At 64.5% G+C, this 13804-nt stretch carries 13 protein-coding genes; 11 read left to right on the plus strand and 2 right to left on the minus strand.

Annotated features, from left to right (window positions below):
- Positions 1–297: 297 nt before the first annotated feature.
- The 6 genes from murJ (at position 298) to EHH60_RS36540 (ending at position 7552) form a co-directional block, all read left to right on the plus strand.
- A complete protein-coding gene (murJ, locus tag EHH60_RS36515) occupies positions 298–1824 on the plus strand; it encodes a murein biosynthesis integral membrane protein MurJ (RefSeq protein WP_124163957.1) in 1527 nt (508 codons plus the stop codon).
- A gap of 260 nt (positions 1825–2084) precedes the next feature.
- A complete protein-coding gene (locus EHH60_RS36520; RefSeq protein ID WP_124163958.1) occupies positions 2085–2360 on the plus strand; it encodes a DUF1127 domain-containing protein in 276 nt (91 codons plus the stop codon).
- Between the two features lie 52 nt (positions 2361–2412).
- Positions 2413–2886, plus strand: a complete 474-nt coding sequence (locus tag EHH60_RS36525; protein ID WP_124163959.1) for a GNAT family N-acetyltransferase — start codon at positions 2413–2415, stop codon at positions 2884–2886.
- A 161-nt stretch (positions 2887–3047) separates the two neighbouring features.
- A complete protein-coding gene (locus EHH60_RS36530; protein ID WP_124163960.1) occupies positions 3048–5357 on the plus strand; it encodes a xanthine dehydrogenase family protein molybdopterin-binding subunit in 2310 nt (769 codons plus the stop codon).
- 126 nt (positions 5358–5483) lie between these two features.
- Complete coding sequence (locus tag EHH60_RS36535; RefSeq protein ID WP_124163961.1) at positions 5484–5933, plus strand: cytochrome c; 450 nt, start codon at positions 5484–5486, stop codon at positions 5931–5933.
- 335 nt (positions 5934–6268) lie between these two features.
- Positions 6269–7552 carry a cystathionine gamma-synthase family protein gene (locus EHH60_RS36540; protein ID WP_124163962.1) on the plus strand — a complete coding sequence of 428 codons (1284 nt, stop codon included), beginning with the start codon at positions 6269–6271 and terminating at the stop codon, positions 7550–7552.
- 72 nt (positions 7553–7624) lie between these two features.
- On the opposite strand, the gene EHH60_RS36545 is transcribed toward EHH60_RS36540, so the two are convergent.
- Positions 7625–8041, minus strand: coding sequence for a CHRD domain-containing protein (locus EHH60_RS36545; RefSeq protein WP_124163963.1), 417 nt, complete (start codon positions 8039–8041; stop codon positions 7625–7627).
- A 155-nt stretch (positions 8042–8196) separates the two neighbouring features.
- On the opposite strand from EHH60_RS36545, the gene EHH60_RS36550 reads away from it, so the two are divergent.
- Positions 8197–9120 (plus strand): c-type cytochrome, encoded by a 924-nt coding sequence (locus EHH60_RS36550; RefSeq protein ID WP_124163964.1) that lies wholly within the window; start codon positions 8197–8199, stop codon positions 9118–9120.
- 11 nt (positions 9121–9131) lie between these two features.
- Here the strand turns inward: EHH60_RS36550 and EHH60_RS36555 are convergent, their stop codons facing one another.
- On the minus strand, positions 9132–9377 hold the full coding sequence (locus EHH60_RS36555) for an Lrp/AsnC ligand binding domain-containing protein (protein ID WP_018642903.1): 246 nt from the start codon (positions 9375–9377) through the stop codon (positions 9132–9134).
- Between the two features lie 128 nt (positions 9378–9505).
- Between EHH60_RS36555 and thiD the strand changes: the two genes are divergently transcribed.
- From thiD to EHH60_RS36575, 4 genes are all read left to right on the plus strand, one after another.
- Positions 9506–10306 (plus strand): bifunctional hydroxymethylpyrimidine kinase/phosphomethylpyrimidine kinase, encoded by an 801-nt coding sequence (gene thiD / locus EHH60_RS36560; RefSeq protein WP_124163965.1) that lies wholly within the window; start codon positions 9506–9508, stop codon positions 10304–10306.
- Between the two features lie 345 nt (positions 10307–10651).
- Positions 10652–11464, plus strand: a complete 813-nt coding sequence (locus EHH60_RS36565; protein ID WP_124163966.1) for a UDP-2,3-diacylglucosamine diphosphatase — start codon at positions 10652–10654, stop codon at positions 11462–11464.
- Positions 11465–11491: 27 nt separating this feature from the next.
- Complete coding sequence (locus EHH60_RS36570) at positions 11492–12571, plus strand: glycosyltransferase family 4 protein (RefSeq protein ID WP_124163968.1); 1080 nt, start codon at positions 11492–11494, stop codon at positions 12569–12571.
- A 63-nt stretch (positions 12572–12634) separates the two neighbouring features.
- Positions 12635–13618, plus strand: a complete 984-nt coding sequence (locus tag EHH60_RS36575) for a threonine/serine dehydratase family protein (protein ID WP_124163967.1) — start codon at positions 12635–12637, stop codon at positions 13616–13618.
- Positions 13619–13804 lie beyond the last annotated feature (186 nt).

Genomic DNA, 13804 nt, shown 5'->3' on the forward strand with positions numbered 1-13804 from the left:
GCCGCAGCCCAACGCCCTCGATCGGCCGCGAAAACGCAATCGTTCGACGCCGCGCGCCGATCGACGCCTCGCAAAAAAGTCTCATATCGGGAACTGCTCCCGCACGCCCGATTAAGCAAAGCCCTCGGCTTGCGGGAGAGGGTGGCGCGAAGCGCCGGGTGAGGGTTCTCTCCTCTGGGAGAGTCTTCGTTGTTGAGACAACCCTCTCCCCAGCCCTCCCCCGCAAGCGGGGGAGGGAGCGCACCTCCGCCGTGGTTTGCACCTAGACCTATTCCTTACATGCTCTAGAACAGACGCATGCTCGGACGCATCTTCACGGTTGGCGGATACACGCTGCTCTCGCGGGTCACGGGCTTTGCCCGCGACATCATGCTCGCGGCGATCCTTGGCGCCGGCCCTGTCGCCGATGCCTTTTTCGTGGCGCTGCGGCTGCCCAATCATTTCCGTGCGATCTTCGCCGAGGGCGCTTTCAATTCGGCCTGGGTGCCCGCCTATGCCCATGTCCATGGCGAGAAGGGCGAGGCGGCAGCTCACCTGTTCGCCGACCGCATCTTCACGCTGCTGCTGGCCTCGCAGGTGGTGCTGCTGATCGTCGCCTGGCTGTTCATGCCGCAGGCCATGAGCATTCTCGCACCGGGCTTCAGTGAGGACGCCGATCAGCGAAAGCTCGCGATCGAGCTGACCCGGATCACCTTTCCCTACCTCCTGCTGATCACGCTGGTGACGCTCTATGGCGGCATGCTCAACGTGATGCAGCGCTTCGCCAGCGCGGCGGCGGCGTCGATCTTTCTCAACGTCGCGATGATGATGACACTGGCGCTCGCCGCCTGGTTCCCGACCGCGGGCCACGCCGCGGCCTGGGGCGTGCTGATCTCGGGCTTCCTGCAATATTTCCTGCTTGCCGGCGATCTCGCCCGCCATGGCGGCTTGCCGCGCTTTGCGCCGCTCAAGCTCGACGAAGACGTCCGCAGCTTCTTCAAGGCGCTCGGACCCGCCACGCTGGGCTCGATGGGCACGCAGGTCGCGCTGTTCGCCGACACCATCATCGCGACGTTCCTGCCCGCCGGCGCGCTGTCGGCGCTCTATTATGCCGACCGACTCAACCAGCTGCCGATCGGCGTCATCGGCATCGCCATCGGCACCGTGCTGCTGCCGGAGATGTCGCGGCGCATCACGGCCAACGACCATGACGGCGCGTTGAAGGCGCAGCGCCGCGCCTTCGACTTCACGCTGCTGTTCTCGATCCCGTTCGTGGCGGCCTTCCTCACCGTGCCCGACGAGATCATGCGTGCGCTGTTCGCCCGCGGCGCGTTCTCGAAAGCCGATGCCGTCGCCGCCGGCGGCACGCTCGCGGCCTATGCCATTGGCCTGATTCCTTTCGTGCTGATCCGCAGCGCGGTTGCGACCTTCTATGCCCGCAAGGATACCGCGACGCCGGTGCGGGCGTCGCTGACCGGCATGGCCGTCAACGTCGCACTGAAGGTCGCCCTGATGGGCTCGCTCGCCCAGATCGGGCTTGCACTGGCAACCGCCATCGGCGTCTGGACCAATCTGCTCCTCGTGCTGTTCTTCGCCGTGCGGCGAGGCTTCCTCGTGCCGGACCGCGCCTGGCTGATGTCGCTCGTCAAATTCCTCGTCACCGGACTGATCCTCGCCGCTGCCTTCTGGCTGATCGCGCGCTTCGGCGCTCCATTTCTCGCCTCGATGCATTTCCACGATGAGTTGATGCTGGTCCTGCTCGCGGCCGGTGGCACCATCGTCTACGCGCTCGCGATCCTCATCCTGTTCGGCCGCAACTGGCTGGTCTCACTGGTGCGCGGCTAGGCGAGCGCGGCGTTCGCCTCCAGGCTGCAACCATCATCGGTACATCTCTTGATTATACGCGCTTGCCGTGGTAATCGCGTTGCATGATCAAATCGTCGCGCACCTTCAACCTCAACCACATGACCCGCTTCGGCTGGGCCGTGGAAGGAGTCGTGCGCTAGGAATTCGACGACACCATCTTTTCCACCAGGCCCCGCCGGCATCGGACGGGGCCTTTTCATTGGCCACGCTCCCTGCCGGCTCAACAGCAGGAGCGTCCGATGCCACCGCAATTGACGAACACCGCAAGCGAGCCGGAGGTCGACACCGCGAGACTTCGCCTCGTCCTCTCCATCGTCCCGAGCCTGCTCACGCGATACTGGCAGGCGTTTCAGGAACTTCGGCCGTGCTCACGGGTGACCTTGCACGATCTGAGCGACAGAGAGCTGATGGATATCGGCTTGACGCGCAGCGAGATCGAAAGCATCGCGCCTGAAGCCACCATCGAAAGGTTGAGAGACAACGCGAGGACCCTGTGGGGCCGTGGTGGGATATGACAGACCACCAATCCCTGCCGATCTTCGCTGCTGCAAAGGAGAGGAGGCGATCATGACGTCGTATGCGGCTTGTGCTCAGGCGGACCTGGAGGTCCGACGATTGACTGTCGATGATCTCGAATTCTTTCGCGACATTCGCGCGGAAGCGCTTCGGACGCATCCTCAAACCTTTAGTTCTCCTGAAGAGGACGAGGGCGGTGAGGCGATGATGGCGGCATATCGCCATTGGCTGAGCGGAACGGTCCTCGGCGCCTTTTGGGGTGGCAATCTGATTGGAGTTGCAGGCTTCTATGTGTCGCCGGATAAGCGATCACAGCACAGGGGCCACATCTTCACAGTTTACGTGAGGGAGGATGGCCGAGGTAAAGGGGTGGGCGATCGGCTCATCAAGGAGCTTCTTGCCCATGCCGAGGCTTGCGTCGAACAGGTGCACCTGCCGTTCTGGTCGAAGCAACAGCTGCGGTCAGGACCTACAAGCGTAACGGCTTTGAAATCTATGGTACCGATCCCGCTGCGGTCCGCATAGGGGAAGCCACGTACGACAAGTACTTTATGGTCAGGAAATTCAGCCACTGACGCCGTTCCGCACGGCTGTCCGGCCTGGCCGCGCGACCCTAATGCCATTTGCCTTGCCAGTTTTTCCACGGCAATATGCCGGCAAAACAACCATGAGAACGGGAAAATAAAATGGCGGCTCCCATCAAGTTCGGCGTTGGCCAAAGCGTGCTGCGCAAGGAGGATGACGCGCTCATCCGCGGCAAGGGCCGCTATACCGACGATTACGCGCCGCAGGCTGCGCTTCGCTGCTTGATGCTGCGTTCGCCTCACGCGCATGCCAAATACACCATCGATGTGAGCCGCGCCCGCGGCTTGCCCGGCGTCGCGCTGATCCTGACCGCCGAGGACGTTGCGGATCTCGGCAATCTGCCCTGCCTGTTCAACCTCGAGACCGATCCGTTCACCGGCCCGCCTTACCCGATCCTGGCCAAGGACGAAGTGCGCCATGTCGGCGATGCCGTCGCCTTCGTGGTCGCCGAGACCATCGACCAGGCCCGCGACGCCATCGAGGCGATCGAGGTCAAATGGAGCCCGCTGCCGGCGGTGACCGGCGTCGTCAACGCCGTGAAGAAGGGCGCAGTCCAGGTCTGGCCCGACAAGCCCGGCAACGTGCTGTTCGACGTCTCGATCGGAGACAAGGCGGCGACGGAAGCCGCCTTCGCCAAGGCGCATGCGGTGGCCGAAATCTCGATCGTCAATCCGCGCGTGGTCGCGAGCTTCATGGAGACGCGCGCGGCCGTCTGCGAATACGACGCCAAGCGCGACCATCTGACGCTCACCATCGGCAGCCAGGGCAGCCACCGGCTCCGCGACATCCTGTGTCAGAACGTGCTCAAGATCCCGACCGAGAAGATGCGGGTGATTTGTCCCGATGTCGGCGGCGGCTTCGGCACGAAGTTGTTCCCGTACCGCGAATACGCCTTGATGGCGGTCGCGGCCAAGAAACTGAAGAAAGCCGTGAAATGGGCGGCTGACCGCACCGAGCATTTCATGGGCGATGCGCAGGGCCGCGACAACGTCACCACCGCGAAGATGGCGCTGGCCGAGGACGGCAAGTTCCTGGCCATGGATTGCGACCTGATGGGCGACATGGGCGCGTATCTGTCGACCTTCGGGCCCTACATCCCGCATGGCGGCGCCGGCATGCTGCCGGGCCTCTATGACATCCAGGCGTTCCACTGCCGGGTGCGCACCATCTTCACCAACAGCGTTCCGGTCGACGCCTATCGCGGCGCCGGTCGGCCTGAGGCCGCCTATGTCATCGAGCGCCTGGTCGATGCCTGCGCGCGAAAGCTCGACATGACGCCGGACGCGATCCGCCGCAAGAACTTCATCCAGCCGAAGGCGCTGCCGTACAAGACCGCCACCGGCAAGGTCTACGATTCCGGCGACTTCGCCGCGCATCTGAAGCGCGCGATGGAGATCGCCGAGTGGAAGGAGTTTCCCAAGCGCGCGAAGCTCGCCAAGAAGCACGGCCTGATCCGCGGCATCGGCCTTGCGAGCTATGTCGAGGTGTGCGGCACCATGGGCGAGGAGACCGCCAATGTGCGACTCGATCCCAATGGCGACGTCACCGTCCTGATCGGCACGCAATCGAGCGGGCAGGGGCACCAGACCGCCTATGCGCAGATCGTTGCCGAGCAGTTCGGCGTCGCGCCCGAGCGTGTTCACATCCACCAGGGCGATACCGACGAGATCGCAACGGGCCTCGGCACCGGCGGCTCGGCCTCGATTCCCTCGGGCGGCGTCAGCGTCGAACGTGCCACGCGCGAACTCGGTTCGAGGCTGAAGGAGATTGCGGCGCAGGCGCTGGAAGCCAGCGCGGGCGACCTCGAAATCTCCGAGGGCGTGGTGCGGATTGCCGGCACCGACCGCTCGATCTCGTTCGCCGATCTCGCCAAGCGGCCCGGCGTCGATCCATCGAAGCTGAACGGCAGCGCGACCTTTGCCAGTGCCGACGGCACCTATCCGAACGGCACCCATGTCGCGGAGGTCGAGATCGATCCGGCCACCGGCATCATCAAGATCGTCAACTACGTGATCGTCGACGATTTCGGCAAGACGCTCAATCCGCTGCTTCTGGCCGGACAGGTGCATGGCGGCGCGATGCAGGGCATCGGCCAGGCGCTGATGGAGCAGGTGGTGTATGGCGCCACCGACGGCCAGCTCATCACCGCAACCTTCATGGACTACGCGCTGCCGCGCGCGGCGGACGGGCCGGCCTTCGTGTTCGAGACCAACAATATCCCCTGCAAGACCAATCCGATGGGGGTGAAGGGGGCGGGCGAGGCCGGCGCGATCGGCTCCTGCCCGGCGATCGTCAATGCCATCGTCGACGCGCTCTGGCGCGAATACAAGATCGACCACATCGACATGCCGGCAACGCCGGAGCGGGTGTGGATCGCAATCAACGAGCATCACCGGCGCCACAGCCTCTAGGCCAAGATCCCCGCGCGGACGGGAATAAACGCGCCGCGCGGGGTTCTATCCAAGATGGGTCCCGGCTTCGCCTGAAGCCCGTGAAGCTCATTCCTTGAACGTCTCGAGAGCCGGAGAAACGAGCCAATGAAACGGACGATGATTGTCGCGGGCGCCCTTGTGCTGGGCGTGGGTGCCGTGATGGCGCAGCAGGAGATTGCCGTCCAGCAGGACAATCTGATGCGCTCGATCGCGAAGAACCAGTATGGTGTCATTCAGAAGATGACCAAGGGTGACATCCCCTTCGACAAGAAAGCTGCCGATGAAGCCATCGCCAGCATCGAGGCCGATGTTGCCAAGATCGCCAAGACCTTCGAGATCAATCCCAAGCAGGACGTGGTGAACGCGACCTACGGCAGCTCGCAAAAGATCTGGCAGAACAAGGCCGATTTCGACTCCAAGATTCCTCCGGTGCAGAAGGCGATCGCCGACGTCAAGGGCAAGATCAAGGATGTCGCGAGCCTGAAGGCGGCCTATACCGCAATCAACGATCGCTGCAACGATTGCCACGAGACGTATCGTGTGAAGCTGAAGTGACGGCGCGGTTCGTGGCCCGAAGTTCGTAGCCCGGACGAGCGCAACGACACCCGGGGTGGAAGCATATCTCGCTGAGCTCAAGCGACCTACGGTTGCTGCGATCGCCGCGCCAGCCGGTCGACGCCGATAGGTCTGTTCCGGATTGCCAGCGCTCCATCGGCACGCTTGGCGTCTGATCGCGACTGGCCACGAGCCCGCCACGAATTCCGTTCGCATGGCCTGACGGATCGCTGTCAAAGAGGTTATCTATGGTGATGCCGATGCGGCATCGATGTCTCACGGCATCCGGAGGTTCCAACGCCCGGCGCGGAATTGAATCAACAGCGAGACAGGCCATGGCAAAACCGTTCCCGTCGAAGACCCATATCGGCAACCATATGCTGCATCCGGAAACCTTGATGCTGACCTATGGCTATGATCCGCAACTGTCCGAAGGCGCTATCAAGCCGCCGGTGTTCCTGACTTCCACCTTCGTGTTCAAGACCGCCGAGGACGGGCAGGACTTCTTCGACTACGTCGCCGGCCGGCGCGAGCCGCCGGAAGGCATGGGCGCAGGCCTCGTCTATTCGCGCTTCAATCATCCCAACAGCGAAATCGTCGAGGACAGGCTCGCGATCTACGAGCGCACGGAGAGTTGTGCGCTATTCTCATCCGGCATGGCGGCCATCTCAACCACCATCCTGGCCTTCGTTCGCCCCGGTGACGTCATCCTGCACTCGCAGCCGCTCTATGGCGGGACGGAAACCCTGCTGACGAACACGCTTGCGCGCCTGTCGATCGGCGCCGTCGGCTTTGCCGACGGCATCGACGAGACGGCGGTCAAGCAGGCCGCGGAGGAGGCCATTGGCAAGGGTCGGGTATCGATGATCCTGATCGAGACGCCGGCCAATCCGACCAACGGCCTCGTCGACATCGCGATGATCCGCCGCGTTGCCGATGCGATCGGAAAGGCGCAGGGACACACACCGGTCATCGCCTGCGACAACACGCTGCTCGGACCGGTGTTTCAGCGGCCGATCGAGCATGGTGCGGACCTCTCGCTGTATTCGCTGACCAAATATGTCGGCGGTCATTCCGACCTGATCGCGGGTGCCGCGCTCGGCTCGAAGGCGATCATGAAAGGCATCAAGGCCTTGCGCGGCGCCATCGGGACCCAGCTCGATCCGCATTCCTGCTGGATGATCAACCGCTCGCTGGAGACGCTGAGCCTGCGGATGGAGAAGGCCAACGACAATGCGCGCATTGTGGCGGATTTCCTGCGCGATCATCCGAAGGTCGCCAAGGTCCATTACCTCGGTCATCATAAGGAGGACTCGCCGGCCGGGCGCGCGTTCGCGAGGCAGTGTCTCGGTGCCGGATCCACCTTTTCCTTCGACATCGCAGGCGGCAAGGAGGCGGCGGTCAGGTTCCTCAACGCGTTGCAGATCCTCAAGCTGGCGGTGAGCCTTGGCGGAACGGAATCGCTTGCGAGCCTGCCTGCAACCATGACCCATTCCGGCGTCCCGGCCGACATCCGCCGCAAGATCGGCGTCCTCGATTCCACGATCCGGCTGTCGATCGGCATCGAGAACCCGTCGGACCTGATTGCCGACCTCGCGCAGGCGCTGAACGCGGCTTGACGTCCGCCGGAATCGAAAAGGCCGGACGCCCCCTCCAGCGCCCGGCCTTCGCCGACGAAGCAGCCTCGAGGCTTACTTCGTCACCTGTCCCCGGATCTCGCCGCCCGGATTGGCTGCCGTGTGGATGTTAATGTAGTACTTGCCGCCGAGCAGATCGGCGGCCTGCGCGTCGGTCAGGGTCGCTTCGCCCTTGACCGGGCTCGAGGCCGCGTTCGGGATCGGGACAGCAACGCCTGCGTTCTTGCCTGCCTCGGCAGGCCCGTGGAAATGCGCCGCAGTGGCAGGCCCGGAGAGCCCGGAATAGGTGACGGTCCAAGACAGTTTCTTGCTGGCGGCATCGTAGTTCAGATCGGCCGTTCCGGTGGCGCTGCTGGTCGTCGCCGGCACCTCGGACTTGGCGTCGAGCGTTGCTTTCAGCTTTTCGGCGTTGGCGGACCCTGCAAAGGCAACGGCACCGAGCGCGAACACGGCAATGACGGACTTGTTCATGACATTCTCCCTGTTGAACCCGAAGGGGCTGCCAAACTTTCAACAGCCGGCATTTCAGTTTATTCCGGTCTCCGGCCAGGGCGGGCTAAATTCTTTGTGGCTGGAGCCGCGACGGCATCGGTCGTAAGTTCGCCGCAACGAGTGAATGGGTGCGCATGTTGCAACGAACAATTGTCGCGGCGCTGCTCGTCGCGGTCGTCGCTGCCGGCTTTTACTGGTGGCTCAGTGCGCCGGTGGTGGCGGCTGCGAGCGCCATCCCGGCCCGCACGCCCGATCTCGCCAATGGCCAGGTGATGTTCGACGCAGGCGGCTGCGCGTCCTGCCATGCCGTTCCCAATCAGCCAGATCGTCTCAGGCTCGGCGGCGGCGTCGCGATCAACTCGCCGTTCGGAACGTTCTACGCGCCGAATATCTCGCCCGATCCCAACGACGGCATCGGCAAATGGACGGACGCCGATTTCGTCAACGCGGTGATGCACGGGGTCTCGCCGTCGGGCCAGCACTATTTTCCGGCCTTTCCCTACACCTCCTACCAGCACGCCAGGCGCGAGGACGTGCTCGATCTCTTTGCGTATCTGAAGACGCTGCCGGCCGTTGCGGGCAAGGTGCGTGACCACGACGTCGGCTTTCCCTTCGACATCCGCCGCAACATCGGCATCTGGAAGTTCCTGTTCATGGACGGCAAGCCCTTCGTCGCCGACGCGAGCAAGTCGCCGCAATGGAATCGCGGCGCCTATCTCGTCAACGGCTTCGGCCATTGCGCCGAGTGCCATAGCCCGCGCAATGCGCTCGGCGGCATCATTTCCGGCGAGCGCTTTGCCGGCGGGCCCAATCCGGAAGGCGAGGGATGGGTTCCGAACATCACCCAAAAGCGCCTTGGCGAGTGGAGCACGAAGGATCTGGCCTATTTCCTCAAGACCGGCGAATTGCCGGATGGCGACAGCGCCGGCGCGATGACGCGCGTGATCAAGAACATCTCACAATTGCCGGATCAGGATCTCGCGGCGATGGCGGAGTACCTCAAATCGCTGCCGCCGGTGGACGGGCCGACGCCGCCGAAGCGCAAGCAGGGCAGCTAGTACGGCTCAAGCTAACCAGTGCCGAACGCCTTGAAGGTGATGATGGTGAGGGTGTCCTGGATGCCCGGCAGCACCTGCACCTTCTCGTTCACGAAGTGGCCGATGTCGGTGTCCTTGTCGACGTAGAACTTCACCAGCAGGTCGTATTGGCCGGCCGTGGAGTAGATCTCGGAGGCGATCTCGGCTTCGGCAAGCGCATTGGCCACCGTGTAGGACTGGCCGAGCTTGCATTTGATCTGGACGAAGAAAGGAACCATCGCGGGCACTCCGAAAGCGTATTCTTCCGGCTAATAGGCCAAAACCGGCCGGATTTAGCAAGCGAACTTGCTGGGTTCGGCGCGAGCTTGCTAAGACGGCACATGGCTCGAAAACGCGGAAAATCGTCATGACGACCCCGGTCGCACTCACCATCGCCGGCTCCGATTCGAGCGGCGGCGCGGGCATCCAGGCGGACCTGAAGACCTTTGCCGCGCTCGGCGTCTACGGCGCCTCCGTGATCACGGCGCTGACGGCGCAGAACACGCGAGGCGTCATCGGCATCCACGCGGTGCCCGCCGGGTTCGTCGCCGAGCAGATCGACGCGGTGTTCTCCGACCTGGACATCGGCGCGGTGAAGATCGGCATGGTGGCCCAGGCCGCCAGCATCGATGCCATCGCGGCCGCGCTGTCGCGCTGGTCGCCCCGGCACGTTGTGCTCGATCCCGTCATGGTCGCGACCTCCGGCGACCGCCTGCTGGCCTCTGAGGCCGTCGACGCCCTGCGCACCAGTCTGATACCGCTGGCCGCCGTGATCACGCCGAACCTGCCGGAGGCCGCGGCTCTGCTCGACGAGCCAGTCGCGGCAAGCGAGGCCGAGATCGAAAGCCAGGGGCGCCGCCTGCTGGCGCTCGGCTGCGGCGCCGTCCTGGTCAAGGGCGGGCACGGCGAGGGTGCCGAGAGCATCGACTATCTGGTCGATGCGGACAGCAGGATCGCGCTCGCGGCGCCGCGCATCGCCACCCGCAACACCCATGGCACCGGCTGCTCGCTGTCCTCGGCGATCGCGGCGGGACTGGCCAGGGGCGAGAACCTGGAAAACGCCGTGCGCAATGCCAAGGCCTGGATCAGCGCCGCGATCGCCGCCGCCGACCGTTTCAGCGTCGGCCACGGCCATGGGCCGATCCATCATTTCCACAGGTTCTACTGACGCGGGCTCGTTCACCTCTCCCGCTTGCAAGCGGGAGAGGTCGGCGCGTCCGAGCGATGCGAAGCATCATCCCGCGCGACGGGTGAGGGCTTTCTCCTCATGGCGAATCCCACCGGGGAAACACCCTCTCCCCAACCCTCCCCCGCATGCGGGGGAGGAGCGCACCGACCTCCTGGGTTGCCAGCGGCAATCCGTATTTGAGCCCCCCTGCGGCGCCATGTCGCCTGATTGTCGCATGCGACTGATATTCGCGGGGAGGGCGAGGCGAAGTTTGATTCGTAGCTGAGGTGCCTCAAGGTTCAATCGGTCATCCCCCTGTCACGGGACATTGTTACAGGCTGGCGCATGGGAAGTTACGCTGTGAGCGACGAGAGCCCGGAGCGGCGCTTTCGCACCTTGTTCATCTCCGACGTTCATCTCGGAGCCCGCGGTTCTCAAGCCGATCTCCTGCTCGACTTCCTGCGCTACCACGATGCCGACACGATCTATCTCGTCGGCGACATCGTCGACGGCTGGGCGCTGAAATCGAGCTGGCACTGGCCGCAATCGCACAACGACCTCGTCCAGAAGCTGTTGCGCAAGGCGCGCAAGGGCGCCAAGATCATCTACATCCCCGGCAATCACGACGAGTTCCTGCGCAACTATTACGGCACGCATTTCGGCGGCATCGACGTCGTCGAGAACACGGTTCACACCGGGACCGACGGCAAGCGCTATCTCGTCATCCACGGCGACATCTTCGATCTCGTGGTGCAGAACGCGCGCTGGCTCGCCCATCTCGGCGACAAGGCCTACGACTTCGCGATCCAGATGAATCGCCTCGTCAACTTCTTCCGCCGCCTGTTCGGCGTGCCCTATTGGTCGCTGTCGCAATGGGCCAAGCAGAAGGTCAAGAACGCCGTCAACTATATCGGCGCGTTCGAGCAGGCGCTCGCCGCCGAGGCGCGGCGCCACGATGCCGACGGCGTGATCTGCGGCCACATCCACTACGCCGTGATCCGCGACGAGGCCGGCATCCGCTACATGAATTGCGGCGACTGGGTCGAGAGCTGCACGGCCCTGGTCGAGCATGACGACGGCCATTTCGAGATCATCACCTGGGCGGATCATTTGCAAAGGCCGGCAGCCGTCCCGCAGGTCGCGGCAAGAGCTGCATGACAAGAGCTGCATGACAAGAGCCGCATGATGCGCATCCTGGTCGCGACCGACGCCTGGCACCCGCAAGTCAACGGTGTGCTTCGGACGCTGACCAAGCTTGCCGACGCCGCCAAAGGGCTTAGCGTTCAAGGTCTTGGCATTGAAGGACTTGGCATTGAAGGCCTTGGCGTCGAATTCTCGTTCCTGACGCCGCAATCGTTCCGCACCTTCGCGATGCCGAGCTATCGCGACGTGAGGCTGGCGATGCCGCGCCCGGCCCGGATCGCGCGACTGATCGAGGAGGCGCGTCCGGACAGCATCCACATCGCGACGGAAGGTCCGATCGGACTGATGGTCCGCCGCTATTGCCGCCAGCGCAAGCTGCCGTTCACGACCAGCTTCCACACCCGTTTCCCCGAATATGTCCGCGCCCGCGTGCCGGTGCCGGGCTCGCTGATCTGGCGCGCGCTGCGCCGTTTCCATGCGCCCAGCCGCGCCGTGATGGCGGCAACCCCGGCGCTGGCCGGCGAGCTGACCGACCGCGGTTTCGACAATGTCGTGCTGTGGCCGCGCGGGGTCGATACCAGCCTGTTCCATCCACGTGCCATCGATCTCTGCCTGCCGGCACCGGTGTTCCTGTCGGTGGGCCGGGTCGCGGTGGAGAAGAATCTCGAGGCTTTCCTCGACCTCGATCTGCCCGGCACCAAGGTCATCGTCGGTGACGGCCCGGCACGTGCCTCGCTGGAAGAGGCCTATCCCGATGCGATCTTCCTCGGCGAGAAGCACGGCGAGGCGCTGGCGGAAATCTACGCAGCCGCCGACGTGTTCGTGTTCCCCAGCAAGACCGACACTTTCGGCCTGGTCCTGCTGGAGGCGCTCGCCAGTGGCCTGCCGGTGGCGGCGTTTCCGGTGAAAGGGCCCCGCGACGTGATCGGCGATGCGCCGGTCGGCGCGCTCGACCACGATCTGGGCAGTGCCTGCTTCGCCGCGCTCGACGTCTGTCGGCAGGACTGCGTCGCGTTCGCCGCCAACTACACCTGGGAAGCCTCGGCGAAGGTCTTTATCGACAGCATCAGGGCGGTTGGCGCGGTGCTGCCCGGGGCGGAACAGCCGCGCTTCGTGGCCTGATCGGGAGAAGCCTCGCGCGGAGGTGTCTTGCAGGGGCCTCATCGGCCGCGATAACATCCCGCCATGACAGAACAGCTCCTCCCGGTCGGCCCTGCCGACATCGATGCCGCCGCGCGCGTGATCGCACCCTTCGCCATCCGCACCCCGCTGTTGTCCTTCCCTGTGCTCAACGAGCGCGTCGGCGCGAAAGTGTTCTTGAAGCCGGAGATGCTCCAGCGCACCGGCTCGTTCAAGTTCCGCGGCGCCTTCAACAAGGTGTTCTCGATCCCGCAGGACAAGCGCGCCGGCGGCGTCGTTGCGTTCTCCTCGGGCAACCATGCCCAGGGAGTTGCGGCGGCGGCAAAGATCCTCGACATGCAGGCAACCATCGTGATGCCCGCCGACGCGCCGCTGTCGAAGCGCGAGCGCACAAAGTCCTACGGCGCCGAGGTCGTGCTCTATGATCGCGACAAGGACGATCGCGAGGCGATCTCACGCGGCATCGCCGAGAAGCGCGGCGCGACGCTGGTCAAGCCCTATGACGATCCGTTCGTGATCGCGGGGCAGGGCACCGCCGGCCGCGAGATCGCGGAGGACATGGCGGCGCTCGGTCTCGCCCCCGATATCGTGGTGGCGCCGGCCTCAGGCGGCGGCCTGATCGCGGGCGTCGCGACGGCGGTGAAGGCGCGCTATCCGCTCGCCGAGATCGTGGTGGCCGAGCCCGAGGCCTTCGACGATCACGGCATTTCGCTCACCGCCGGCCACCGCGAGCCGCATGCACCCGCGGGCCGCACCATCTGCGATGCGCTGATGGCCCTGATGCCCGGCGAGATGACCTTTGCGATCAACAGCAAGCTGCTCGCGCGTGGTGTCACTGCATCGGACAAGGAAGTCGGCGCGGCCGTCGCGTTCGCTTATCGCGAGCTCAAGCTGGTCGTGGAGCCGGGCGGCGCCGTCGGCCTCGCCGCGCTGCTGGCGGGACGTCTCGACGTCGCCGGGAAGAACGTCGTCATCGTGCTCTCCGGCGGCAATGTCGATGCGGAATTGTTCGCGAAGCTGGTGGCTTAGCCGTCGTTCCGGGCCTGCGCCTTGCGGCGCATCTCGGAATGACGATGCTCAAGAGCTGACATGAAGAAGGGGCAGAGCGTCGCCGTTCTGCCCTTTCGCTTTGCTCATTTCGTGGTTCGAACTCGCGGCTTGCTCGGTGCAACCTCTCCCGCTTGCGGGGGAGGTCGGCGCGTCCGGGCGATGCGC

This window comes from Bradyrhizobium sp. RP6 (genome assembly GCF_003837805.1).
Lineage (GTDB): Bacteria > Pseudomonadota > Alphaproteobacteria > Rhizobiales > Xanthobacteraceae > Bradyrhizobium.